17 protein-coding genes are annotated in these 24,078 nt (G+C 71.5%); 11 read left to right on the top strand and 6 right to left on the bottom strand.

Annotated elements, in window-relative coordinates:
• Positions 1 to 8: 8 nt before the first annotated feature.
• Complete coding sequence (locus ASG62_RS05000; protein WP_056699721.1) at positions 9 to 2,417, bottom strand: glycosyltransferase family 2 protein; 2,409 nt, start codon at positions 2,415 to 2,417, stop codon at positions 9 to 11.
• Positions 2,350 to 4,857, bottom strand: coding sequence for a glycosyltransferase family 2 protein (locus ASG62_RS04995; RefSeq protein ID WP_056699718.1), 2,508 nt, complete (start codon positions 4,855 to 4,857; stop codon positions 2,350 to 2,352). Before ASG62_RS04995 ends, ASG62_RS05000 begins: the two co-directional genes overlap by 68 nt.
• A 180-nt stretch (positions 4,858 to 5,037) precedes the next feature.
• Between ASG62_RS04995 and ASG62_RS26210 the strand changes: the two genes are divergently transcribed.
• Positions 5,038 to 6,582, top strand: a complete 1,545-nt coding sequence (locus ASG62_RS26210) for a Hint domain-containing protein (RefSeq protein WP_056699715.1) — start codon at positions 5,038 to 5,040, stop codon at positions 6,580 to 6,582.
• 3 nt (positions 6,583 to 6,585) lie between these two features.
• On the opposite strand, the gene ASG62_RS04985 is transcribed toward ASG62_RS26210, so the two are convergent.
• The 3 genes from ASG62_RS04985 to ASG62_RS04975 form a co-directional block, all read right to left on the bottom strand.
• On the bottom strand, positions 6,586 to 9,762 hold the full coding sequence (locus ASG62_RS04985) for a tetratricopeptide repeat protein (RefSeq protein WP_056699712.1): 3,177 nt from the start codon (positions 9,760 to 9,762) through the stop codon (positions 6,586 to 6,588).
• Positions 9,763 to 9,864: 102 nt separating this feature from the next.
• A complete protein-coding gene (locus ASG62_RS04980; RefSeq protein ID WP_056699709.1) occupies positions 9,865 to 10,947 on the bottom strand; it encodes a calcium-binding protein in 1,083 nt (360 codons plus the stop codon).
• Between the two features lie 117 nt (positions 10,948 to 11,064).
• A complete protein-coding gene (locus tag ASG62_RS04975; protein ID WP_056699706.1) occupies positions 11,065 to 11,883 on the bottom strand; it encodes a hypothetical protein in 819 nt (272 codons plus the stop codon).
• 482 nt (positions 11,884 to 12,365) lie between these two features.
• On the opposite strand from ASG62_RS04975, the gene ASG62_RS04970 reads away from it, so the two are divergent.
• The 9 genes from ASG62_RS04970 to ASG62_RS04930 all read left to right on the top strand — a co-directional run bounded on the left by ASG62_RS04970 (position 12,366) and on the right by ASG62_RS04930 (position 22,404).
• On the top strand, positions 12,366 to 13,205 hold the full coding sequence (locus ASG62_RS04970) for a hypothetical protein (protein ID WP_056699704.1): 840 nt from the start codon (positions 12,366 to 12,368) through the stop codon (positions 13,203 to 13,205).
• Between the two features lie 127 nt (positions 13,206 to 13,332).
• The gene (locus tag ASG62_RS04965; RefSeq protein WP_056699701.1) at positions 13,333 to 15,423 is read left to right on the top strand and encodes a hypothetical protein; all 2,091 of its coding nucleotides are present in this window, start codon (positions 13,333 to 13,335) and stop codon (positions 15,421 to 15,423) included.
• Positions 15,420 to 16,730, top strand: coding sequence for a glycosyltransferase family 4 protein (locus ASG62_RS04960; protein WP_056699697.1), 1,311 nt, complete (start codon positions 15,420 to 15,422; stop codon positions 16,728 to 16,730). The genes ASG62_RS04965 and ASG62_RS04960 overlap by 4 nt, the downstream gene beginning before the upstream one ends.
• Positions 16,727 to 17,557 carry a hypothetical protein gene (locus ASG62_RS04955; protein ID WP_056699695.1) on the top strand — a complete coding sequence of 277 codons (831 nt, stop codon included), beginning with the start codon at positions 16,727 to 16,729 and terminating at the stop codon, positions 17,555 to 17,557. The genes ASG62_RS04960 and ASG62_RS04955 overlap by 4 nt, the downstream gene beginning before the upstream one ends.
• Entirely contained in the window at positions 17,554 to 18,288 is a 735-nt protein-coding gene (locus tag ASG62_RS04950; protein WP_056699691.1) for a SapC family protein, read from the top strand. The genes ASG62_RS04955 and ASG62_RS04950 overlap by 4 nt, the downstream gene beginning before the upstream one ends.
• Positions 18,285 to 19,184 (top strand): SapC family protein, encoded by a 900-nt coding sequence (locus ASG62_RS04945; RefSeq protein WP_056699688.1) that lies wholly within the window; start codon positions 18,285 to 18,287, stop codon positions 19,182 to 19,184. The genes ASG62_RS04950 and ASG62_RS04945 overlap by 4 nt, the downstream gene beginning before the upstream one ends.
• Before the next feature lie 23 nt (positions 19,185 to 19,207).
• Entirely contained in the window at positions 19,208 to 19,870 is a 663-nt protein-coding gene (locus ASG62_RS04940) for a class I SAM-dependent methyltransferase (protein ID WP_056699686.1), read from the top strand.
• Complete coding sequence (locus ASG62_RS04935) at positions 19,867 to 21,162, top strand: glycosyltransferase (RefSeq protein ID WP_056699682.1); 1,296 nt, start codon at positions 19,867 to 19,869, stop codon at positions 21,160 to 21,162. Before ASG62_RS04940 ends, ASG62_RS04935 begins: the two co-directional genes overlap by 4 nt.
• Positions 21,163 to 21,270: 108 nt before the next feature.
• Positions 21,271 to 22,404, top strand: coding sequence for a polysaccharide pyruvyl transferase family protein (locus tag ASG62_RS04930; protein WP_056699678.1), 1,134 nt, complete (start codon positions 21,271 to 21,273; stop codon positions 22,402 to 22,404).
• Positions 22,405 to 22,408: 4 nt separating this feature from the next.
• Here ASG62_RS04930 and ASG62_RS04925 read toward each other — a convergent pair whose 3' ends face one another.
• On the bottom strand, positions 22,409 to 23,611 hold the full coding sequence (locus ASG62_RS04925; RefSeq protein WP_056699675.1) for a hypothetical protein: 1,203 nt from the start codon (positions 23,609 to 23,611) through the stop codon (positions 22,409 to 22,411).
• A 116-nt stretch (positions 23,612 to 23,727) separates the two neighbouring features.
• Between ASG62_RS04925 and ASG62_RS04920 the strand changes: the two genes are divergently transcribed.
• Positions 23,728 to 24,066: an ATPase inhibitor subunit zeta gene (locus ASG62_RS04920; RefSeq protein ID WP_162246064.1), complete on the top strand. Its 339-nt coding sequence runs from the start codon at positions 23,728 to 23,730 to the stop codon at positions 24,064 to 24,066.
• The last annotated feature ends 12 nt before the right edge of the window (positions 24,067 to 24,078 follow it).

Below are 24,078 nucleotides of genomic sequence, written 5' to 3'. Positions count from 1 at the left end.
CGCCCCCCTCACCAGCCGGGCGGGATCGGACGGGCGGGCGCGAGCGTGGAGCGTCTGGCGAGCGCGCGGCCGGGCGGCCAGGCGAGGCCGGAATAGGGCACCGGTCCCCGGTCGAGCAGCGGGCTGTAGAAGGCATCCGAAGCGAAGGCGTCCGGCCAGCGCGCGAAGAGAAGGCGCTCGGCGCGCTCGCGAAGCCGCGTCTCGGCGCGGCTTTCGGTCTCGCGGACGTCCGAGGCGAGGACGAGCGCCGCATCGGGCGCGACGACCAGCCGCCGGCCGAGCGCGCGCAGCTTCAGGCTGAGATCGATCTCCCCGCCCGAATGGGGGAAGAGAAGCGGATCGAAGCCGCCCACGGCGAGGAAATCCGTGCGGCGCAGGAGGAGGCAGGCCTTGCCGAGGGCGGAGACCTGCCGGGCGACATGCAGCGCGTCGCCCGTGCCGGGATCGCCCGCCATGCGGTCTCGGAAGGCCGGCACGGCGCGCCCGGCGGGCCGGAGCACGAGGCCGGCCTCGACGATTGCGCCGAGCGGCGAGGTGACGACGGGGCCGACCGCGCCGGTGCGCGGGTCCTCCAGGCGGCTCGCCATCTCCTCCAGCCAGTCCGCCCCTTCCGGGCGCAGCCGCGCGTCGAGGAAGCAGAGGAGGTCGCTCTCCAGAGGCTCGGCGGCGCGGCCGAGCCGCGCGGCGTAGCCCTCGCGCGGCTCGACGTCGAGAAGCGCGATGCCGTCGAGCTTCAGTTTCTCGCGCAAGACCTCGTCGGCGCCGCGCGCGAGGACGACAAGCTCCACCCGGCCCTTCGATCGGCTGGCCTCCAGGGCCTCCACCGCCTCGGCGATGTCGGGCTCCGGCGATGTCGCGGCGTCGAGGAGGATGGTGATCGTGGGGCGGGCCGCGCTCCGGCGCCGGATGCGGATGGCGGGCAGGCTCGTCTCCGGGCGGGTGTGGATGTCGGCGGCGATGCCGCGCGCGGCAAGATGCGCCGTGATCGCTTCGGCGAAGGCCTCGTTCAGCGCGGGCAGGTCGAACTCCGGCAGGACGAAGGCCGCGCCGGGCAGGTGGAGATGGGCGGAGAGGCCGCCGCCGCCTTCGAGCGGGGCGAGGAAGAGGCGGACGAGGTCCGCGATGCCGCGCCGCGCGGCCTTGATCGCGGGGCCGCGCTTCATGGCGAAGGCGAAGGCCGCCGAGCCCTGCTCGCGAAAGCGCTCCTCGTCGAAGGCCGGGAGAAGAAGCGGCGTCGCCGGGCCGTCGGGCCCTGCCAGAAGGAGGTCGCCATAGGCGATTTCGGCGGACGGATCGGCCTCGAGCGCCGCCGCCAGCCGCGCGGCGGCGCCGGGCCGAAGCACCGTTCCGGCCAGTGCCAGGACGATGACGGGGCAGGAGGCGCCGGGACCTTCGAGGAAGCGCACGAGATCGCCGGCGTCGAAGCGCGTCGGGCCGCCGTCGGGCGCGAGCACGGCGCCGACCTGTCCCGAGGATGCGGGGGCGTCCAGCGTCTTGCGGCCGGCGGTGGCTTCGCCGATCGCGGCGACGGCGAGCGGCTTGGCGAGGCGGGGGCCGGCGGGCACGGGAAAGAAGCGGGCGTCCCAGGCCTCGAAGGCACCGAAGGGCACGGCGTCGGGGCAGGCGAGGTCGAAGAGCGCCGCGCGCGCCGCCTCGTCGCGGAGCGCGGACCTTGCCGTCAGTTCGGCCTCCAGGCCGTCGGCGAAGGCGAGGATCGGCACGGGGCTGCCGGACAGAGCGCGCTCGCCCTGGCGCACGTCGATGCGCCGCGCGGCGCCGTCGGCGAGAAAGCGCGGCAGGGTCAGGGTGAAGGCGGGTTCGATCGAGGCCGCGCCGCCCTCCGCGATCTCGCGCCAGGCGTCGGCCGAGGCATGGGCGATGCGCTCGCCGTCGAGATAGGCTTCGACGAGGGGGGGCGCGCCGCCGTCCGCCGGGCGCCGGACCCAGCCGGTCAGGCGCAGGCCGCCCGGCCAGGACACCGCGCCGACCGGATGGCGCGCGGCGAGAGGCGCCTCGTTCGCCAGATCGAGGCTGCGCACGGGGCTCTCCGCGAGATTGGCGATGCGCACGCCGACATGGCCGAGATGCTGGAGACGATCGGTCTCGACGGCGAAGCGGAATCCGTGGCAGCCGTCGCCGATTCCGGCCAGCGCGGGCGCGAAGCTCTCGGCGCGCTGGAGGGCGGCGGGCTCGCCGTCGAGGAGAAGCTCGACGATCAGGCGGTGGTCCGGCTTTTCGGGATCGAAGGCATGGCCTTCGAACGCCTGCTCGCCCGCGCGCGACAGGGTGAGCTGCAGGCCGGTGGCGGGAACGGGCGGGCGCGGGCGCGGCGTCTGGCCGACGCCTTCGTCACGCCGCCGCCGCTTGGAGGCGATGAGCGAACCAATCGGCGGTCGCGAGGGCGTTTCCTGCGTCACGGTCGGATCTATCCAGAAGGAGGGAGGAGGGGGCGGGCAGGAGCTGCCCGAAGGTCCAGTCAGCGGCGGCGAGCGGCAAAGCGTGAGCCGACGCCATCCGCTCGGCCTCTGCCAGAAAGGGCGAGGCCGGCGGAAGGACGAGCGCGTCGATGCCGAGAAGGCGGAGGAGATCGGCCGCCTCATGAGGGGCGAAGGCGCCGGTCACGGCGATATTGCCGCGCGCGATGAGTCCCAGATCGTCCATCGCCCGGCCGAGCAGGACGATGCGCGCGAGCGGCGCCCTCACATGGAGCAGGCCGGAGAGGGCTCGCGCGAAGGCGTCGGCGCCCGGCATCGGCTGCGGGCAGAGAAGGCCGAGCGAGGCGGGGGCGTCGGCCGGGCGGCTGCGAGGCCTTGCCGGCTCCGGCTCAGGCGCAGGACGGGCGTCGACCACGCTCATGCCCGCCGGCAGGTCGGGGGCCTCCGTCAGGAGGGTGAAGCTCTGCGTCTCGGCGGCGATCGCATGGCGCAGGCGCGGCGCGAGGCGTGTCTGTGCGACGGCGAAGGGCGCAAGGAGCGCGCCCTCGGGCGAGTGCGCGCCGAGGGGGATGTCGCCGAAGACGAGGTCGATCGCGGCAGTGGTGGAGCCGAGGGCGGCGAGAAGGCCGGGGGGAAGGGGATCTGCGCCGAGAAGCTCGATGCGCTCGATCGAAACTGCGGCGAGATAGGCGCCGAGGCGGGCGGCGCCGTCTTCGTCGAGCCCGAAGCGCAGCGACTGGGGCGCGGTGCCGCCGGGGCCGAGAAGGCGGGCGGAGGGCCTGCCGCTTGCGCTGGACCAGAGGAGCTGCAGCGCGCCGGCGCTGTGATCGGCGAGGCGGACCGGCAGGAGCGCGCCGCCCTCGCGCGCGACGAGGAGCGGCAGCGACGGACCGAAGCCGAGCTCCGCCTCGATGGCGGCGCGGGCGGCCCGCAGGGGATCGGCCTCGACATAGGCTGCGCAGTCGGCGCGGGTGGCGGGAAAGCGCTGGCGCAGGATGCGCAGGTTCTTCGAGACGAGCGCGGCCTTTTCCGTGCCGAAGGAGAGCGAGCCGTGATGGGTGACGTAGAGCGAGGGGGCGCAGACGCTCCTGAAGCCCGCCTCCCGGGCGCGCAGGCAGAACTCCATGTCCTCGAAATAGCCGCGTCCGTAGATCGAGGGCATCTCGCCGACCGCCGCGCGCGCGTCGTGGCGCAGGTAGAGGCAGAAGCCGGTGCCCGTCGGGAGATCGACCGGGAACGGGTCGAGGCGCCCGGCAACGGCGTCGATGCGGGCGGCTTCCTCCGGCGGCAGAGCGGGGTTGGCGAGGCCGGGGCGGGGAAAGCTCGTATATTCGCCGTTGTTGGAAAGTGGCGTCACCGTTCCGATGTCGGGCGCGCCATAGGCGGCGGCCGAGAGGCGATCGAGCGCGCCCGAGGGCAGGATCGCGTCGGCGTTGAGAAGGAGGACGTCGGACTGTCCCGCCTCGGCGAGCCCCCGGCGGACGGCGCCGGTGAAGCCGAGATTGATCTCGTTGCGCTTCAGCTCGATCCGGCCTTGCTCCGCGAGGGCGCGAAGATGGCGGGCCAGCTCTGGATTGGGCGAGGCGTCGTCGACGACGAGAAGGCGCGTCGCGGGGCGCCCGCCCGTCTCGGCGATCGCGGCCTCGATACAGGCGGCCGAGGCCTCGAAATCCTCGTAGACGGGGACGAGCACGAGGAGCGGCGCGCGCGGCGGCACCGTCTGAGGCGCCGTGCCCTTCAGCGGGCCGTCGCCCCGCCGGCTGCGGCCGACGAGCGGTGTTTCCGCCACGAGTGCGCCGTCGATGCGAAGAACCGCGCGGCGCACGCGCTCGAAGGGAAGGCGCGTCTCGATCAGCGCGGCTTGCGAACCCGGCGGCAGAAAAGGGAGCGCCGCAGCACTCGGCGTCAGCGCGAGGCGATGGGGCTCGCCGGGGCCTTCGAGTTCGAGCACGCTTGCCCCGGCCCCGGTCCAGGCGATCCAGCCGGAGAGGCGGTCGTCGACGAGGTCGAGCCGAAGCGCCGCCCGCTCGCCGGCCTCGAAGAGATGGGCGAGCGCGTCCTCCAGCGCATGGGCGGAGGCGTCCGGCGTGGCGACCAGGCGAAGGGCGGCCTCGCGGCGCGCGGCGGGCGAGCCGAGGCGCAGGAGCGTGGCGTTGACGGTCGGATCGAGCGGGTCGGCGCGGAGGGCGGCGTCGAGATCCTCCTGCCAGAAGGGCCAGCCGGCGAGACGGCCGGCGAGCGCCCGGATCGCGCGATCGGCCGGTCCGGGGGGCGCGTCCATGCGGCAGCGCCGGTCGGCCAGCTCGAAGGCCTTGCGCGGTTGCCCGGCGCGCAACAGGCGCGTCGCGGCGAGCGTCAGGCTCCCGGCATGGGCCTCCCGATCGTCGAGTCGAAGCGTCTGACCTGCCGTCGTGGGGTCCATGGTCTCGCAAAGATCGGGATCGGTCGGAGGCCGGCACTGTGGCCGACCGGCCTTTCGCCGGACTGGAGGTCGCGTCGGCATCATTGCCTGCAATGCGAAGCATCCGCTTAACGCTTCCCTCGCGTCGCCGTGAGAGGTTGAAGGTTCCAAGGCGACAACCCTCCAGGCAAGGCCGGCGCGATGAACGAGGACGAGGACCTTTCCGGCGACGAGACTTCGGAAGGCTCGGAGTCCAAGGATCGCGGCGGCGGCAGTGGCGGCGGCAACGGCGGCGCCAGCGCGAGCGCGGGGGCCGCCAACGCGATGATGGCGGGCGGCATGACCTCCGCCACGACGATGAGCGCGACCGCCTCCTCCGCCAGCGCCGCCGGCACTTCGAAGGGCGACGGCGGGGGCTCCGAGGGTGCGGCGAGCGAGGCTGCGGCATCCAGCGAGGCGGCCAGCGAAGGCGGCGCGTCCGAGGCCGGTTCTTCGGCCGCCCCCGCCGGCGGCGCTTCGGCCGCCGCCGTATCCCGCGGTCCGGGCACGGGAGGCTCCGTCGCACAGGGCGGTTCCGCGGGTGCTGCGGGCGGCTCGGCCGGGGGCACCGGCGGCGGCGGCATCGGCGGCGCTTCGACAGGCTCCACGGCGGCGCGCGACGGCGGATCGTCCGGCGGCGGCGGGCGCGAGGGTGGCGCCGGGGGCGGCGCGCCCGGCGAGGGCGGCACGGCCGCGGCGGCCGCCGCAGGCGGCGGCGAGGCGGCATCCGGCAGTGGCGGCGGCGGCGAGAGCGGCTCGGGTTCGGGCGAAGGCTCGGGTGAAGGCGGCGGCGAGGCGGGCGCCTCGGATGGCGGCGGAAGCCAGAGCACGAGCGGCGGCGGCGCATCGAACGGCAGCAGCAATGCCGCCGATGCCGCGAACGCCAACTCGGCCGGAACGCCTGCCGCGGCCGGAACCTCCGCGGCATCGGGCTCCGAGGCGGGGCATGTCGGCGCGTCCACGTCTTCCGCCACCTCCTCCGGCCTGTCGACGGGCTCGACCGCTTCCACCGGTTCCTCGCCTCTAGGGCTCGGTGGAGGCGCGGGCGGCAGCGTCGGCGGGACGACGACGTCGTCGGTCGGGGGCACGCTCACCACGCGCTTCTCCCCGACCGCGCCGGTCTGCTTCCGGCCGGGCACGCTGATCGCGACGCCGGGCGGTCCCGTGCCCGTGGAGCGGCTCGCGGCGGGCGATCTCGTGACGCTGGCGGATGGGCGGGGCCTTGCCGTGCGCTGGCTCGGGCGGCAGACGCTCTCCGCGCGCTTCGCCGATCCGCTGCGCGCCTATCCGATCCGCATCCGGGCCGGCGCGCTCGGCGACGGTGTGCCGGCGCGCGACCTCTTCGTCTCGCCCGACCACGCGCTCTTCGTGGACGGCATCCTCGCCCATGCGAGCGCGCTGGTAAACGGGCTTTCGATCACGCGGGAGACCGAGGTGCCGGAGGTCCTCGTCTACCACCATGTCGAGCTGGCCGAGCATGCGCTGATCCTGGCGGAGGGCGCGCCGGCCGAGAGCTTCGTCGACAATCCCGAGCGCCTCGCCTTCGACAATTGGGAGGAGCGCGCCGCGCTGCCCGAGGGAAGCGCGCCGGCGGCGGAGCTCGACTGGCCGCGCGCCAAATCAGCCCGCCAGGTGCCGCAGCGCATCCGCAGCCGGCTCCTGGCGCAGGCGGCGGCCCTCGGCCTCGGGCCCGCGCTCGCGGCCTGACAGTCAGGCGCTTTTTGCCGCCGGCCTCGCGCGGCCGAAGGCGGTGCGGCTCCAATGGCGCTCCGTCACCTTGTAGGCGGCGAGGCAGTGGATCGCGACATGCGCCAGGAGCGCCGGGCGGTCGAGGATCAGCGTCTCGTCGAGCATCGCCGGCGTCTCGGCGAGGACGGCGGCGGCGGCGCGGGTGAGAAGGCCGGGGCCGGTCGAGAGCCAGAGAATGTCGCCATCGCCGCGCAGAACGGCCTCCACCGCCCCATCGCGCGCGCGCTCGATGATCGGATGGCCCGGCCGGGTGGCGATGAGATTGTTGCCGAGCGAGCCGAGATCCTCCTGATAGAGGACGAGCCCATAGCCGGCGCAGAGGAGCGGCGCGAGGCTCCGGCGGCAGCGGTCGTCGGCATCGGCATAGAGGCCGCCGTGGCGCGCGAGCAGCGCAAGGCGGAAGAGATCCGCTTTCATCGCGGGCTCCACCGCGCGGTCATAGGCGAGAAGGATGTTTCGATCGGGCAGGCTTTCGAGAAAGGCCCGCGCCGACGTGTCGTCCCAGAGCCGGTGCGCAAAGCCCGGATGCGCCGTGCGCCAGCTGTCGATCAGGGGTTCGAGATCGCGCGGCGGCTCCGGGTCGTTCCAATATTGATGGATCGAGGCCGGGATCGCCGTTTCGGCGCTGACCGCATCCGGGGCTGCGTCGAGACGGCCGGCGCGGCGCTGCGCGATGAAGAACCGGATGGCGGCGGCGGTGCTGCCGGGATGCTCGCGCACGATCTCGGCCGCGCGCGTCAGAGCTTCGGCGTCGGGCAGATCGCGAGCCGCCTGGAGCTGGGCCAGTGCGTCCGCGTCCAGCCGGAACTCGTCGAAGATCTGTCCGTAATGGCTCTGCGACGGGTTGGCGGACTTGCCGCGCAGGCGGTTCGCGCTCGCTTCCAGCCGCGCGAGATCGGCGAGGCACCGGCCGGCGCGGTCGAGATCGAGATGGAGGAGCGCCGCGTGGATCAGCCGGTTCAGCACCCAGCCGTCGCCCGGAAGCTGGTGCGCGGCCGTCTCGCCTTCGCGGATGGCGGCGGGAAGATCGAAGCGCGCGGCATGGGATAGCGAGCGGGCGAAGGCGACGCGGCCGGTTTCAGCCAGAGTGGTTGTGGGAAGGGCGTCCAGCGCGGCTTCGGCCTCGTCGTGGCGGCCGGCCTCGATGAGGGCGTGGATGTCGGCGAGGCGAAGGCCGGCATGATGGGGGAAGACGCGCCGTCCCTTGGAGAGAAGCGCGTCGGCCATTTCGCCGAGCCCGCGCTGGCGCTGCATCTCGATCTTGGCGAGCACGATCTCCGGCCGGCCGCCGAAGCGTTCCGCGGCGCGGTCGAAGGCGGCGAGGCCCTCTTCGGTCCGGCCGAGCGTGATCTCCAGGCGGGCGCTCGCGAGCGCGGGAAAGAGGCGCGTCGGATCGCTTGCCTCCGACCTTCGGTAGAGCGCGAGCGCGGCCTCCGGCTCGTCGCGGATGAGGGCGCGGCGGGCCTCGGCTTCGAGCCGCGCGGGCCGGTCGGGGCCGGCTGCGGCAGCTTCCGCCAGAAGCGCTTTGGCGCGCGCGTCCTCTCCGCTGCGAAAGGCATCCTCGGCGGCTTCGACGAGCGCGTCGGTCTCGGCCGGAAAGGCTCGGGCGGCGGCTTCGAAGAGGCGCGAGGCCTCGTTCCAATCGCCTTGGGCCCTCGCGATCTGCGCCCGCGCGAGGGCGGCCTGCGCGCGTCGCGGCGAGCCGGGGGGAAGGGCGGCGAGGAGGGCCAGCGCTTCGTCGAAGCGTCCGGCACTGCGAAGATCGGCGGCGCGCTCGATCCGGGCGAAACCCTCGACGGGGTCGATCGCCTCGGCGGCCTCCAGATGGCGGGTCGCCTCGCCGGGCCGGCCGAGGCCCCGGGCGACGGCGGCCTTGCCGACGAAGGCCCAGTAGAGATCCGGCTTGGCCGCGAGCGCGCGGTCGTAGAGCGCGTCCGCTTCCGAAAGGAGGCCGCGGTCGCGATGGTCGTCGGCGAGGAGAAGCAGGGCGCGGGGGTGGTCGGGTTGCAGCGCGAGGGCGCGCTCGACGAGGCGGCGGGCGGCGGCGGGGCCTTCCGCGCGTCGGACGAGCGTCGTGAGTTCGGCGACGTGGGGAAGGCTTGCTGCCGGCGCGGCGTCGAGGCGTGAATAGAGGCTGCGCGCGCGGGCGGGCTCGCCGAGGGCGAGCCATTCGGCGGAGAGGGAGAGCCGAGCCAGCGGGTCCGACGAGACGACGGCCTCCGCGGCCTTCAAATGCGCCGCCGCAAGATCGGGGAGGCCGCGAAGCCGGGCGGCGCGGGCAAGGCCGAGATAGGCGGCGCTCTCGCCGGGCGCCTGCATCAGCGTCTCGACGAAGCGCGTCTCCGCCTCGTCGAGCCGGCCGAGCTTCAGAAGCGTCTCGGCAAGGCTCGTCTTCAGGCCGAGATCGCCGGGCGCCAGAGCGAGCGCGGCTTCGAGATGGCCGCAGGCGGCAGCGGGATCGCCGCGTCGGGCCGCGTTCTCTGCGGCGCGCCGATAGGCGGGCAGGAAGCCCGGGTGGGCGTCGCGCAGACGCGCGTGGACGGTCTCGGCCTCGCCGTGCCGGCCGAGGCGTTCGAAGGCGGTGGCGAGGTCGAGCTGGAACCAGGGATCGCCGAGGGCGAGCCGCGCCGCCGTCTGGAGGAGGCCGAGCGCCTCGTCGTGCCGCCCGGCCTCGCGCGCGATCTCGCCGAGCGCCCGCAGCGTGTGGGCGAGAGGCGTGCCTTCGGCGACGGCGAGGAAGGCGCTTGCGGCGGCTTCCGTTCGCCCGAGCGTTCGAAGCGACACGGCGGCGTCGTGCCGGTTCCAGAGGTCGCGCGGGTCGCAGGCGGCGGCCCGTTCGAAATGGCCGAGAGCGGCCTCGGTCTCGCCTTTGGCACGGGCGATCAGGCCGAGCGTGCGATGGGCCGGCGCGAAGTCCGGCGCCTCGGCGGCGAGGGTCTCGGCCTCGGCTTGCGCCTCGTCGAGGCGGTCCAGAGCCTGAAGCTCCAGGGCGATGTCGTTGCGGTTCCAGCGGTCGCCGGGATGGGCCTCGGCCGCCGCGCGAAAGCGCAGGAGTGCCTCGCCGCGAGCCCCGCGCCGCCGGTCGTCGAGCCCGGCGCGCCGGTCGGCCTGGAAGGTGGAGGAGGAGACGGGCGGCATGGCGGCCAGGACTTCGATCGCAGGGGACGGGGCGGTTCCCGGCGATTATGTCGCGAAGACGTTAAAGCATCCGATCGAATGGTTCGGATGCTGTCAGGGGATTCAGCCGGAGAAGACCGTGTCCTTGAAGCGCAGGTGCTCGATGCCGCTGAGGCTGGCGCTGTAGCCGTCGTCGAAGGAGACGAAGGTCGTCGCGCCCGAGGTGGTGATATGGGCGTCGGCGAGGTTGCGGTCCTGGAAGACGAGGCTGTCGTCGCCGGCGCCGCCCGAAATCGTGTCGTGGCCCGTGCCGAAGCCGGCGATGCTGAAATAGTCGGAGCCGTCGCCGCCCGAGACGCTGTCGGTGAGGCCGTAGGACAGGAAGTGGTCGTCGCCCGCCCCGCCGAAGACGGAGGTGAAGGAGGCGGTGTCGTGGAGCGTGATCGTATCGCCGCCCGATCCGCCGAAGATCGTGGCATGCGAGCCGAAGATGTCGGTATGGGAGCCGCCGGCGGCCGCCGATCCGTCGATCAGCGCGTGGTCGCCGTGCGAGGCGATCGTATCGCCGACGGTGAAGATGGTGGCGTGGTCGCCGGCGGAATCGATGCTGGCGCCGCCGCCGTGGATCGTGTCGCCTCCGGCGGAGGAGAGGATCGTGTCGCCGCCCGCGCCGCCGGCATGGATCTCCGTGTGCCCCTCGGCGCCGCCGACGAGCAGGCTATGGCCGCCGGTAGAGCCCCAGAGCGTGTCCATGCCGATGCCGGCGACCAGCGTGTCGCTGCCGCCGGCGCCTGCGAAGAGCGCGTGGTCGCCGCCGGAGGAGCCGGCAAAGATGCTGTCGTCGCCGAGCCCGCCATGAACGACGGAATGGCCGCTGCCGGCCGTGATGACATTGCCGCCGTCGCTGGCGAAGACCGTGTCGTCGCCGATGCCCGTCAGGGTGACGGCGCCGCTATCGGCCAGGATCACCGCCGCGCCATGGCTGCCGCCGTCGATGAGAAGCGGGTCGTGTCCGGTGCCCGGCACGGCGACGATCGCCTTGTCGTCCGCGCCCGCCGCGACCTCGCCGGCGCCGATCGGCTGAACGGCGACGTCCCCGGTCCCGGACAGGCCGAGATCGGAGAGGATGGCATTGATGTGGTCGTGGGCTTCCGGCGAGAGGCTGGACAGCGTCGCGCTCTCGGCGCTCGTGTAGATCTCAGCCATCGCGCGCCTTTACCAGGGCACGCCTCTTGCCGAACTCGCAAAGCCGGCGCGGATGCGCCGGCGGTGACCGCTCGTGAAAGGCTGCGAGCCGGGGGCTCGTCGGGGGATGGATGGTTCTCACGCGGCCACGGCGCTTTCCGGCGCGCGGCGGAAGACGCGAAGGCGGCTCGGCGGCGCGGTCACGAGCACCGGCACGGCGGGCGCCGGCAGGTCGGCGGCGCCCGCCTCGACGATGTCGAGACGCAGGCCGACGAGCGGGTCGAGAAGCGAGGCGCCGGAGAGTTCGATCTCGCGGCCGACGCGCGTCAGCGTCGGCGCGCCGAGGAAGGTCGCATCCGCCTTGAGGGCGAGATGGGCCGGAGCCTCCGCCGTGAGGCGCAGGCGAAGGCCGATCAGCGGAGACGCCTTGCCCCGCGAGCCGGCATAGGTTCCGGCCGCCAGCCAGGGCGTCCAGCCGCTGAGGCGGCCGCCCGAGGCCACCTGGACCTCGACGGGCAGATCGCCGGAGAGCGCCTTGATCTCCAGGCCCTCGATGCGGCCCGGCGCGCCCGGCCCGCAGATCCAGTCGCCGCGCGCGGCCGTCAGGTCGCCGCGAAGCGAGACATGGGCCGTGACGGAGAAGTCGCAGGCGCCGCGCGGCAGTTCGGTGCGCGGCGCGCCGGGAACCGCGCCCGCGACGGGGCGGGGCGTCTCGATGTTCTTCAGTTCGAGATCGGCGACGAGGCTTCCTCCCTCGAAGGCGGAGCGCAGCGTCACCTCGATCGTGCCGGCCGTTTCGGCGCGCAGGACGAGGCCGGTGCCGGGGCCGGGCAGGAGGCCCTCTTCCATGCCCGGTGCCGCGATCAGGACGATCTCGCCGGACGCGACCCGGATCTCGGCGACGGGCGCCGGACCGGAGCGCGAGGCGAGGTCCGCCCGCCAGCGATAGGCGAGCATGTGCAATCCGCGTTCGACGGAAAGGACAGCTTTGCGTTCGCCTATGTTCACGGTTGACCTCGACGCTTGATCTTGTTCCGATCATCCGCCGAAAAGCATCGAAAGCAAGTTTACATGCAGTAAATGCCTATAATTGCAGGCAATAGCGCGCCGTACGATGAATCGCAGTTTAAGTGACAAAAGAGCTTTAGAGATTTATTTAAAGCGTTGTTGACGCTGTTGCCCGAGGCGCGGTGGGGCGCGGTGGAGGCGTGTGCGGTGCCGCATCGCCTGCCGCCGGGGCGCGTATCCAGGCCGGGAGGCGCCCGGCCTTATGAGGCGGTCGCCGCTCTCGCTTTCGCCGTTGCGGAAGATACGAGAGGCCTCTCGTCTTTATTGCGGCGTAACAGTGCTCGGCCGGGTGAAGTCACATCTAGCGTATACGGAAGCGTAACGTTCCCGACGTAGTTTTAGTGAAACGCCCGTCACGAGGACATCCGGAAATGATCAGGGGAAGCATCGAGCACGTCACGAACGACGTGATTCAAGGATGGATCTATTCGGAGGACGGCAATATCCGTGAACGCACGCTCCTCGCCTTTCGCGGCGATGCCTGCGTCGGGGCCGGCCGCGTGAACATGTTTCGTCCCGATCTCGCCGATGCCGGCATGGGCGACGGTCACCTCGGCTTCACCTTCCCGATCTCCGTGCCGCTCCAGGACATCGGCTCCGTGGTCGTGAAGCTGGAAGGCTCCGACGCGGTGCTGCTCCAGAAGAGCGCGGTCGTGACCACCACTGCCTCCTCCGGCAAGGAGCTCGGCCGCACCGAGGTTCGCGAGCGCCTCGCCTCGCTGAAATGGGCGCTGAAGCACGGCCGCATCTCGCAGGGCGACTTCGACTTCCTGCGCATTCTCTGGTCGACGGGCGTCTACGAGCGCGGCCTCGTTCGCCGCAGCTCCGCCGACGACGGCGCGCTCATGGAGAAGCCGCTGGGCGTGGCGACCTCGCTGCTCGAAGCCTATCTCCAGACCGAGGTTCAGACGAGCGTCGAGCGCGTTCGCAGCGCCGACGAGTTCGCCGCCGAAGCCGCGCGCCTGACCAAGGGCGAGGGCGCCGCGCCGATCTTCGCCGCCTATACGCAGGAGCGCGCCATCCTTCGCGTCGTCGAGGGCTCGCATATCGGCGACCACGCGGCCGATGCGGACGCGCGCGCCGCGAACTTCGTGGACTACGCGCTCTCGCCGGAGAACTTCGTCGTCGTGGACGCGCGCGCCCGGGCCGAGATCCTCCTGCCCGAAGGCGGCGTCCTCTACATGATCTCGGCCGTCCCGAGCCTTTCCTAGAGACCGCCAGGTTCGGTCCGAACCAGACGGCCTCTCGTCTCTTTCGTTGTCGTTCGTCATTCCGGGATAACCGGTTTCCACCTATCCCCGACGAACTCTCATCCTTTCGGACGGCGCGTCCACTTCCATGCTGCAACTGGCCGTCTCATCGCACTACGCTTCGCCGGACCTGTCGATGGACGGGGTCCAGCCGCTGCGCGGCGCTGTCCAGACGTTCGAGCCTCTGGTCGGCATCGAGGGCTGGGCGCTCTCGCTGGAGGCCCCGGGCGAGCCGGTCGAGCTGGAGCTCACCGTCGGCGGCGAGACCTTCGCCTTCACCGTGACGGAGGAGCGCCGGCCGGAGATCGACCGCGCCCTCGGGCAGGAAACGCGGTGCGGCTTCCGCTTCGGCCCGGACATCTTCGGACGCCTCGCCCGGCTCTCCGCCCATCGCCGGCCGTTTCCGGTCGGCGTGCGCATCGCGGGTTCGGACGTGTCGCTGCGCCCGGCGCGGGGCGGCCTGCCAAGCGTCGGCGATCTCGTGGAGGAATGGCAGAGCGCGGTTCTGGGCGCCGGCGCGCCCTCCGAGCACAAGATGGGCCGGGGCGACCGGCTGCTGGCGCGTCTGGCGGCGCTGCGCGGGCAGGCCGAGGCGCTTCGCGACCGCCCGCTGCGGCCGCTCTCCGACCACGATGTCGGGCAGATCGACGCCGTCCATCCCGCCTCGGAATCGCAGGTCTGGATCGTCGGCTCCATGAAGCGCGGCATCGAGCCGGATTTTCCGGCCGCCGTCGTCGACCGCCAGAAGTTTCCCTCCGGCATCGCGCTCCTGCAATACGAGCGGGCGGACCTCGCGACGAGCTCGGTCGGCTTCATCGGCGTGATGGACACGGCCTGGGCGCCGCCGCTCGCGATGAAGGACGGCTTCGTCTATCTCGGCCGCCAGGGCCAGTATCACCTGCGCTACGGGCCGCAGACGCGGCTCCTGCGGGCCGACGCCTTTCTGGCCGCCTTCGGGCAGGCGCAGGCGCTGCCCGGCGGCCATGCCGAGGCGATGGCCGCGCTTCTCCATTCGGGCTCGAACTGGCTGCCCGGCAATGCGCTGGCGGCCGGCATCGCCGCCGAGGGCGGGGTCGACCGGCTCCTGATGCTGCCGGGCTTCGGCTGCCTGGCGGAGGGCTGGGCGGTGAGCCCGGCCAAGCGCGTCGAGACCTTCCACATGAAGATCGGCGACTGCGTACTCGTCGCCGACGAGGCCGCGACCGGCTTCCGCCCGCGGCCGGACCTCCAGCCGGTCTTCGGCGGCGTTTCCTCCGTCGTGGCGCGCGCGGGCTTCTCGGCCGTGCTGCGCGGGGCGCTGGGCGCGGATGCGTCGGGCGCGCCGCTCCTGCGCATCGTCCATCACGACGGCTCGATGGCCGTCCAGCGCGTGGAGCCGAAGGTCCTGCGCCGGCTGGACCCGGTGGCCGACGGCGAGGAGGTGTTGCGCCTCTTTCCCGCGCTTCGCCACGAGAGCTTCTATCCCGACTTCCTGAAGAGCGCGGCGCGCCTCAATGCCGAGCGGGTGGGCGAGCCGCAGGCGCTGGCGCTTCAGCCGGCGCGGCGCGTCGTCGTCGTGCGCCTGCCGGCCGAGGTCTCGAACCTCAACCTTTGCCTCGACCGCCTGTCGCGCCATGCGAGCGCCTTTCCCGCCGATATCGGCATCGCCCTTCTCTGCGACCAGGGCCGGGCGCGCAGCGAGGCGCTCCTGCGCTTCGAGGAGCTGAAGGCCGAGCTGACCGCGCCGCTCTCGCTCTTCCTGCTCGGCCACGAGAACGACGCGCTCGCCGAACTGCCGGGGCTGCTCAGCCGGCTGAAGGCGGAGCGCTTCGTGCATCTCGGACGCGGGATCGTGCCGACGCCGGCCGGCTGGACGGCGATCGAGGCCAGTCTCGGCCGGCTCGGCCATGCGATCGACCGGTTCGAGATCGTCGACGATGCCGGCGCGCCCGACCGGGTGGACGGCGCGCTCTCGGCCGCCGCCTTCGGCTGGTCGACGCCGGCCCTTCTCGAATGGAGCCTTTCCGCGCCGCGCCTCTCGCGCGGGCTCTACAAGGATAGCGGCCTGCCGCGGACGCCCGGCCGCGACCGCGTGGCGAAGGGCGCGGCCATGCGCACGGAGCGCCCGCGCGCCTCGCGCCTTGCCGACATTCTGGACGAGGATCTCCTTCGCCTCTTCGAAACGGAGGCGCGAGCATGACGCACGATCCCGGCTTCCGCTTCGCGCCCGGCGAGGGCCTTCTGCCCGAGCGCATCGCGATCGTCTCGCACAGCCATCCCTCCGTCTCGAAGGGCGGCGCGGAGATCGCGGCCTATTCGCTCTATCGCGGCCTGCGCGAGATCGGGATCGACGCGATCTTCGTCGGCGCCTGCAACGTCTCGGACCGGCACAAGCTCGCGCTCGGCAGCGAGACCGAGTTCGCCGTCTTCTTCGAGGGCGAGCGCTACGACCATTTCTTCCATCTGGCGCCCCGCGCCGTGACCGAACAGCTCCTGCGCATCCTGGAGGGCGAGCGCGTCGGGCTCGTCAACTTCCACCATTTCTTCAATCTCGGGCTGAACGCGCTGCGCGCCGCCAGCGAGCTGCCCGGCATGCGCTCCTTCCTGACGATCCACGAGTTCCTCGGCATCTGCCAGAACCACGGGCAGATGATCACGCGCCAGACACAGAGCCTCTGCGAGCGCGCGACCAACGAGAACTGCGTCTCCTGCTTTCCCGAGCACATGCGAACGCAGTTCAGCCTGCGCAAGGAAACCATGCTGAGCGGCTTCGGCGATTTCGACGGCTTCGTCTCGCCGAGCCGCTTTCTCGCCGAGCGCTTCATCGACTGGGGCCTGCCGGCCGAGCGCACGACGGTCATCGAGAACGGCCTTCTCTCCATGCCCGCGCACGATCCGCGCGCGGCCAAATCCGGCGGGGCCTGGACCTTCGGCTTCTTCGGGCAGATCAACCCGTTCAAGGGCGTCGACGTTCTTCTCGACGCCGCCGATCTCGTGGCGAAGGACCCGGAGCTCGCGCGCACCGTGCGCCTGCGCATCCACGGCAATATGATCGGCCAGTCCGAGGCCTTCACCAAGCGCTTCGAGGAATCGCTGAAGGCCCATCCGTTCCTCACCTATGCCGGCCCCTATGCGAACGCCGCCGTGCACCGGCTGATGGGCGAGTGCGACTACGTGCTGATCCCCTCCAAATGGTGGGAGAACTCGCCGGTCGTGATCCAGGAGGCCTATTCGGTCGGCGCGCCCGTGATCTGCACGGGCATCGGCGGCATGGCGGAGAAGGTGCCGGACGGCGTGTCCGGCCTGCATTTCAAGCTCGGAGATGCGTCCGATCTCCTGCGCGCCATGCGTCTGGCCTCCTATCCCGAGAACGCCGCCCGTCTTCGCGCCGGCATTCCGAACGTGACGACGGCCAGCGACATGGCCCGGCGCTACGCGGCCTTCTTCGCGCTGTCGATCGCGGGAACGGGGGACCGCGCGGCCGCGCGGGACGCGGTTCCGGCATGATCCGGGGCCATATCGACTTCGTCTCGCGAGGGCGCGTCGAGGGCTGGATCTTCTGCGAGAAGCTGGCGCTGACCGGGCAGACCGTGCTCGCCTTCGTCGACGACCAGTGCGTCGGCGGCGGACCGGTCGAGCGCTTCCGGCAGGACCTTCTCGATGCCGGCCTCGGCGACGGCGTCGTCGGCTTCGGCTTTCCCGTGGCGCTGGAGCCCTGGCACGATCCGCGCACGCTGGACGTGCGCCTCGACGGCAGCTCGCTGCAGCTGAAGCAGTCCGATGCCCGCCTCGTGCCGCGCGACAGTGTCGGCGAGGACCGGAGACGGCAGGGGCGCGACCCGGTCGCGCTCGCCTTCATGCACCAGCGCGGCTGGCTGGACCGGGCGCAGTACGAAGCGCTCAGAACGCTCGGCGAGTTCGGCGCGCATGTGCAGGCGCTGCGGCTCGACGGGCGCGCGCGTACGCCGGCCGAGTTGGCCGAGGCGGTGGCGCTCGTCGCGGGGGAGGAGCTGGAACTCTACCTGATGCAGCCGATCGAGATCGAGATCGTCGAGGAGGCCAAGCCCGCCGATCTCGCCGCGATCCGCCGGGAGACGCGCGCGGCCTTCCCCTTCGTGCCGCCCATCGTCGGGCTCTGGGCGCGCACGCGGCTGCATGTGAACGTGGCGGAGGGCTCGCATCTCGAAGGGACGGGCGGGCGGGCCGTCGGCGGGGTCGAGTACGGCTTCGGGGAGCGCCATCTTCTGATGCTCGATCTCGATGCGGCCCACACGTTCCTCGAGGAGGCGCGGTCGGGCTTCACCGTCTTCGTGCCGAGGCGGCCCGCGCCATGAGCCCGCTTCTGGCCGAGGACCCGCACGCGCTGACGGGCGAACTGATGACGGCGCGCATCTACTCGCCCTTCGCCTATCCGCTGCCGCGCCAGACGCAGATCGTGCCGATCGTGGCGGCCGAGGCCGAGCGGCTGGCGGGCAGCTTTCCGATCGTCTGGCGGCGCGGCGAGGACGGGCCCGAACTCGTGACCCTGCGCACGCTTCTGCCGAACGGGGCGGGCTATGCGCCGGGCACGGAGCGCGTCCTGTCGCTGCTGCCGCTCGTCTTCCAGGCCTATCCCTTCCTTTCGGGCGGCGGCAGCGGGGCCGGCAAGCGCATGGTGGATGTCGCCGTGCCCGACGAGCCGACCGACGCGGGGGCCTCGATCACCGGTGCGGACGGGCGCCTGTCCCGCGGCACCGAGCTTCGGCTTCGCGCGCTCGAACTCTACGAATGGGACACGGAGCGGACCGCCGCGATCGGCCGGGCGGTCGAGACGCGCGGGCTCTTCGAGCCCTGGCCGCTGCGCTTCGATCTCGGCCACGGCCGGGCTTGCGAGATCCTCGATCTCTGGATCGTTGCGCCGAAGAGCTTCGACACGCCCGCGCTCTCGCCGATCCTTTCCGAGTTCGGCGTCGGCGCGGCGCGTCTCTTCGGCCATCACCGGCTCTCGCTCTTCCGGGCGGGCGCGCTGCTTCAGGCGGCCCAGGCCGCCGTCGCCGCGATGGCCAAGCCGCAGGCCGCGGCATGAGCGGGCTTCAGCCCCTTTCGCGCTTCGCCGCCGCGCGCTGCCGCGCGCCGGATCATTACGGTTTTGCCGGCGCCATGGGCTGGATGCCGCTGAACGACACGGAATATCTGCTCTCCGCCCATCACCTGCCGCTCTCCGTCCGGGTCCTCGGCGGCGAGCCCCGGCTCGGCGTCTTGATGCATCCGGGCTATCTGGCGCGAAAACTCGTGGACGAGGCCGGGCGCTGGCGCGGCGGCTACATGCCGATCGCGCTGCGCACCTTTCCGTTCCTCCTCGCCAAGACGGCCGGGCCCCGGCCGATCGACGATCTCGACGTGCTCGTGGCCAGCCGGCTGCTCGGCGAGACGGGCGTCGCGATCTGCTCCGATCCCGAGAGCGGGCAGCTCGGGCCGGAACTGTCCGCGATCCGCAACACGCTGTTGATGATGCGCACCGGCGGCGCGCGCCTGTCGCGGGCGCTCGATCTCCTGACGATCGCAGGCGTGCTGACCCCTTTGCGCGGGATGGACGACCGCAGCTCCGGCGATTTCACCGTCGATCCCCAGCGCTTCGGCGCGCTCGACCAGGGCACGATCGGGGCGCTCGCCCACGAGAGTTTCCTGGCCCTCGACCTTGCCAACGCCCTTCTCTTCTCGCGCCGCCATCTCTCGATCGACCGCCTGCCGCAGCCCGCCGCCGAGGCGCCGCAGCGGCCGGGCGCTGCCGCACCCGCGCCGCAGGCCGATCCGATGGACTTCGTGCTCGCCAATCTGGAGACGATGAACTTCGCGCTCGACGGGAGCGATCTCTTCGACATGACGGATATGGAGGGGCTCGGCCTTCTCCCTGAAGGGCCGGGCGAACCGCTCGCGCAAGATGAAGCCGCTACGACCGTTCCCGAGCGGGCGGTCGCCTGACCGGGTCGCCGAAAGCTCCACCGATGCCGACGAGCCGAGCCGCGATGCACCGAACCGTCCTTAATATCGGCAGCGGACCGGCGCGGCCGGAAAAGCTGCATCCGGCCTTTCGGGGAGCGGACTGGCGCGAGCTGCGCCTCGATATCGATCCCGCCGTCGAGCCCGACATTATCGGCAGCATGACCGACATGGGCGATGCCGTCGCCGATGGCAGCATCGACGCGATCTGGTCGTCGCACAATATCGAGCATCTGCACGCCCACGAGGTGCCGACGGCGCTCGCCGAATTCCGGCGGGTGCTGAAGGGGGACGGCTTCGCGCTGATCACCTGTCCCGATGTCGAGGCCGTCGCGGCGCTCGTTCTGGAGAAGGGTCTCGACGCCGTCGCCTATGTCTCGCCCGCAGGCCCCGTCACGCCGCTCGACATGCTCTTCGGCCACGGCGCCTCGATCGCGGCCGGCCACGGGTTCATGGCGCACCGCACCGGCTTCACCGTGACGCGGCTGGCGCGGGTCGTTCTGGAGGCGGGCTTTGCCGAGGTGCGGCTGGCGAAGGGGCGGCTCGATCTCTGGGCGCTCTGCCTCATGCCAAACTGCGCCATCGAGGCGCTTGCGCCCGCCTTCGCGGCGACGGCGCAGGCCGATCTCCTCGCTCCGGTGCCCGCGCCGCAGCCGGTCCCGGCATGAAGGTCCTCTTCGTCCACAACAACTTCCCCGCCCAGTTCCGGCATCTGGCGCGGCTTCTGGCCAAGGACCCCGCCAACGAGGTTCGCGCGATCGGGGCGGAGGGCGCGGCGGCGCCGCGGGGCGTCTCGCTCCACCGCTACAGCTTCCAGCCCGTGCAGTCGCCAGAGACGCATGCCTTCGCGCGGCGCTTCGACCTGGAATGCCGGCGGGCGGAACAGGCGCTCTACGTCGCCTCCATGCTCTCGGCCAACGGGTTTCGCCCGGACGTGATCGTCGCCCATGGCGGCTGGGGCGAGGCCATGCCGCTGCGCGCGGTCTGGCCGGAGGCGCGCATCATCCATTACTGCGAGTATTTCTACCGCGCGCAGCATTCCGACGTGAACTTCGACCCCGAGTTTCCCGGTTTCGGGGTCGACGGCCTCGTGGGGCTGAACGCGCGCAACGCGACCAACCTTCTCGCGCTCGCCGATGCAGACCTCGCGATCGCGCCGACGAACTGGCAGAAATCGACCTTTCCGCCGGAATTCGCGCACAAGATCCACGTCGTCCACGAAGGCGTCGACACCGCTTTGGTCGCGCCGGACGCGGAGGCGGTCTGCCGGCTGGAGAACGGCATCACCGTCACCCGCGCCGACGAGGTCGTGACCTTCGTCGCGCGCAATCTGGAGCCCCTGCGCGGCTATCACGTCTTCATGCGCGCGCTGCCCGCGCTGATGAAGGCTCGGCCGATGGCGCGCATCCTGATCGTCGGGGGCTTCGGCGTTTCCTACGGGCAGCGGCCGCCGCCGGGAAAGACCTGGCACCAGATCTTCTTCGACGAGGTGGCTGGCGAGATCGATCTCTCCCGCGTCCACTTTCTGGGGCCGCTCGCCTACGAGGCCTATCTCGACGTTCTGAAGGTCTCCTCGGCGCATGTCTATCTGACCTATCCCTTCGTCCTCTCCTGGTCGTGTCTGGAAGCCATGGCGACGGGCTGCGTGCTGGTCGCCTCCGACACGCAGCCCGTGCGCGAGGTCGTCGAGACCGGGGTGAACGGCGTGCTCGTGCCCTTTCATCAGCCGGACAGGCTGGCCGAGGCGGTCGCCGAAGTGCTGGCCGACCGCGCCCGCTTCGCCCCGCTCGGCATCGCGGCCCGGCAGACGGCGGTGGAGCGCTTCGACACGCGCACGGTCTGCCTGCCCGAGATGATGCGCATTCTGAGGATCGAGCCCGGCGCACCGGCGCTGGCGCCAGCGTCGGCGCCGGCCGGGCAGGGGGCATGCGTCGAGCCCGGGGCCTGGCCGCTGGGTTAGGGGCCGCGCCGCAAGCGTTAATTCATACACTTGGATTAAATTCCGATCGTCTCGACCGGCTTTCGGGTGGGCCCACGCCCCGGTGGCATAAAAGGCGTCTTCAGGACCATGCGCGCAGCTCTCGTCAAATATTCGGGCCGGCGGATCGGCAATCACCGGGCCGTCTGGTTCGAGTCCACCTTCCAATCCACGCTGGAGCGCTACTACAACACCGGCGATATCTGCGTTTACGATTCGACGCTGCAACTCGTGAACTACTCGGCCGGCACCGAGGTCAATATCGATGAGCCCGTGACCGACGCGGCCGTCGAGACGATCAAGGCCAATTGCGACTTCATCCTGCTGCGCGGTTCCAACTACATCCACGAGGACATGGATTGGGGCCATTTCCTCGCCTGGATCGAGGCGCTCGACATGCCGGTGCTCTGCATTGGCGTCGGCGCGCAAGCCGAGAAGGAGCGTCCGATCCTTCTGCCGACCGAGAACCGGCGCGTCTGGCAGGCGATTTCCGACCGCACGCCCTCGATCGGCGTCCGCGGCGCCTTCAGCGCCGAGACGCTGCACCGCAACGGCATTCACAATGTCGAGATCGTCGGCTGCCCGTCCATGTTCCGCGGGCTCGACCGCGAAATGAAGCTGCGCCACACGCCGGGCGGCCCCAAGCGCGTGACCTTCTCGCTCCGCCGCGAGATCGGCTCGACCTATGCGGTCGATCCCGTCGCCTTCGCGGCGACGCAGAAGCGCATCATCGCCAAGCTGAACCTCGTTTCCGACCTCTACCTCTCCTGCCATGGCGAGCCGGAGGAGAAGGCCTTCTTCTTCCGCGCGCCCCGCCACATGGAAGCCGCCCGCGCCAAGCTCGTGGCGGAGGGCTGGTTCGACGAGGTGACGGGCGCCACGCTGACCAAGCTCTACGAGAACCGCCTCTACTATGTCGGCGCGCCCGGCGACTACGACGTCTACGCGCCCCAGTTCGACGCCGCTCTCGGCTACCGCGTCCATGCGGTCCTGCCGGCGGTGGCGGTCGGCGTGCCCGGCGTGCTCTTCTCCTACGACACGCGCTCGCGCGAGCTGGCCGAGACCTTCGACCTTCCGATCTTCAGCCCCGAAGCCTTCGAGCGACAGACGCTGGCGCAGGCCCTGGCGCCCGAGCGTTTCGATCGCTTCCAGTCGCTCTTCCCCGAGCGCTACGACCGGATGAAGGCCTTCATCGAGAAGAACGGCGTGAAATCACGCATGTGATGGATCAGCGCTCCCGGATCGTGACCGGGCGCATCGCGACGTCCCGGTCCGGCCCGAGGTCGCAGCCGTCCGGCCTTGCACGGACATAGGTCAGGAGCGCGGTCCCGCCGACCGTTCCGAAATTGCGGTCGGTGCTCTCGGGGTCGATCAGCGCGGGATAGGCGATCGGCTCGGCCGGCTCGCAGGCGCCGAAGATCGGCGCCTCCAGAAGAAGCTCCGGGCCCGTCCACCGGACGAGGTCCGGGCTCGTCGCGACGTAGATGCCCGTCCGCTCGACGCCCCCGTCATCCCGTCTGCGTCCCTTCATCGTGGCGATGAACGTGCCGGTCTTTGCAAAGCGCGTCAGGCTCGTCACCGGCCAGGGCAGGGCGGCGGGCGCGACGGGATCGCAGAGCTGCGTGTCCGGCGCGATCCTCTCCGGGCCGTAGGGATTGCGAAAGCGCGTCGTGAAGGCCCCGTCGCGCCAGCCGCGCCAGGCGCCGGCATCGGCGAGGTTCTCGCTGCGCAAAAGGCAGTTGCCCGGCTTCTGCGGCGGCGGAGAGACGACGTTCGCCATCATGTAGAAGGCGCCGTCGAAGCCGAGGATGTTGGTCGGCTCGAAATAGCCGGCGTGATGCCCGCGCGTCTCCTCCGCCGTGAAAGGCAGGGCGGCGACGAGATGCGGCTCGGCGGCCCGGAAGCTGGCACCGCCATCCGTCGAGACCGCCGCCGTCAGCCCGTTGTACCAGCAGGCGGAGGCTTCGCCGGGTCCGCAGACGCCGCTGCGATGGCCGCGGAACTCGTCGTGGACGATGGCATGGACGGTCCGCCCGTCCAGCGTGTGCGTCGCGGCGATCCAGCTCTGATTGTCGAAGGATGCGGGGTCGCCCCGCTCGTCGCCCTCGAAGACCACGTCGCAGCGGTGGCGAAGCGCGTCGAGGCTCGGGCCGATGGAGGCACGGTTGCGGTGATGGGTCTGGAAGAGGTGAACGAGCCCTTTCTCGTCGCGATAGGCTCGCGTCGGCGTGTCCGGTATGTCCCAGGCCTCGCAGGCGTCGCGGTCGTGGTCGATGAGGACGCGCTCCTCGCCCGCGAGCGCGATCACGAGCGGACCGGCGGCGAGGGCCGGCGCGGCGCCGAGCGTCGAGATGAGGGCGCCCTGCAGCAGCGCGGCGGTGCGGCGCCGTCCGGGCCGAGGCCTGCCTTGCCGCGCAATCTCACCGGACATGGCGCGGCCGGGTTTCTCTAGGGATTGGAACAATTCTATCGATCAAGTTCGCGTCATCTTCAGCTGATGGTTGCATGCTCCGTCTCGTCCAACAGATCTTGTTTCAGGAGACGCAGATGAAGTCGATCCAGCACCGCACCGACATGGCGGAACGCAGCTTTCTTCTGACCGAGGAGCGCTCCTTCCACAGCCGCGCCAAGGTCGATCGCGATGCCGGCCTCTGGATCGCGGGGCGCCTCGGTCTTGCCGAGACGGACGCGGCGAAATTCGCCGAGGAAACGGTCGCGGCAGGCGTGCGCTCCACCTGCGGCCGCGGCGGCTTCGACTATCTGGCCCTCATGCTCGACGATGCCGGCCTTCATGTCGAGGAACTGCGCACGCGCTACGCCATCGCGCTCGCCGCAGCCTCCCTGCCGCCTCTGGTCTTCTCGGCCGCTCCCGTTCTTCACGCCTGACACCAAGGGCGA

The sequence above is a fragment of the Aureimonas sp. Leaf427 genome (genome assembly GCF_001425485.1).
In the GTDB taxonomy this organism is placed as follows: Bacteria; Pseudomonadota; Alphaproteobacteria; order Rhizobiales; family Rhizobiaceae; genus Plantimonas.
This window is presented reverse-complemented; position numbering and strand designations above follow the sequence as displayed.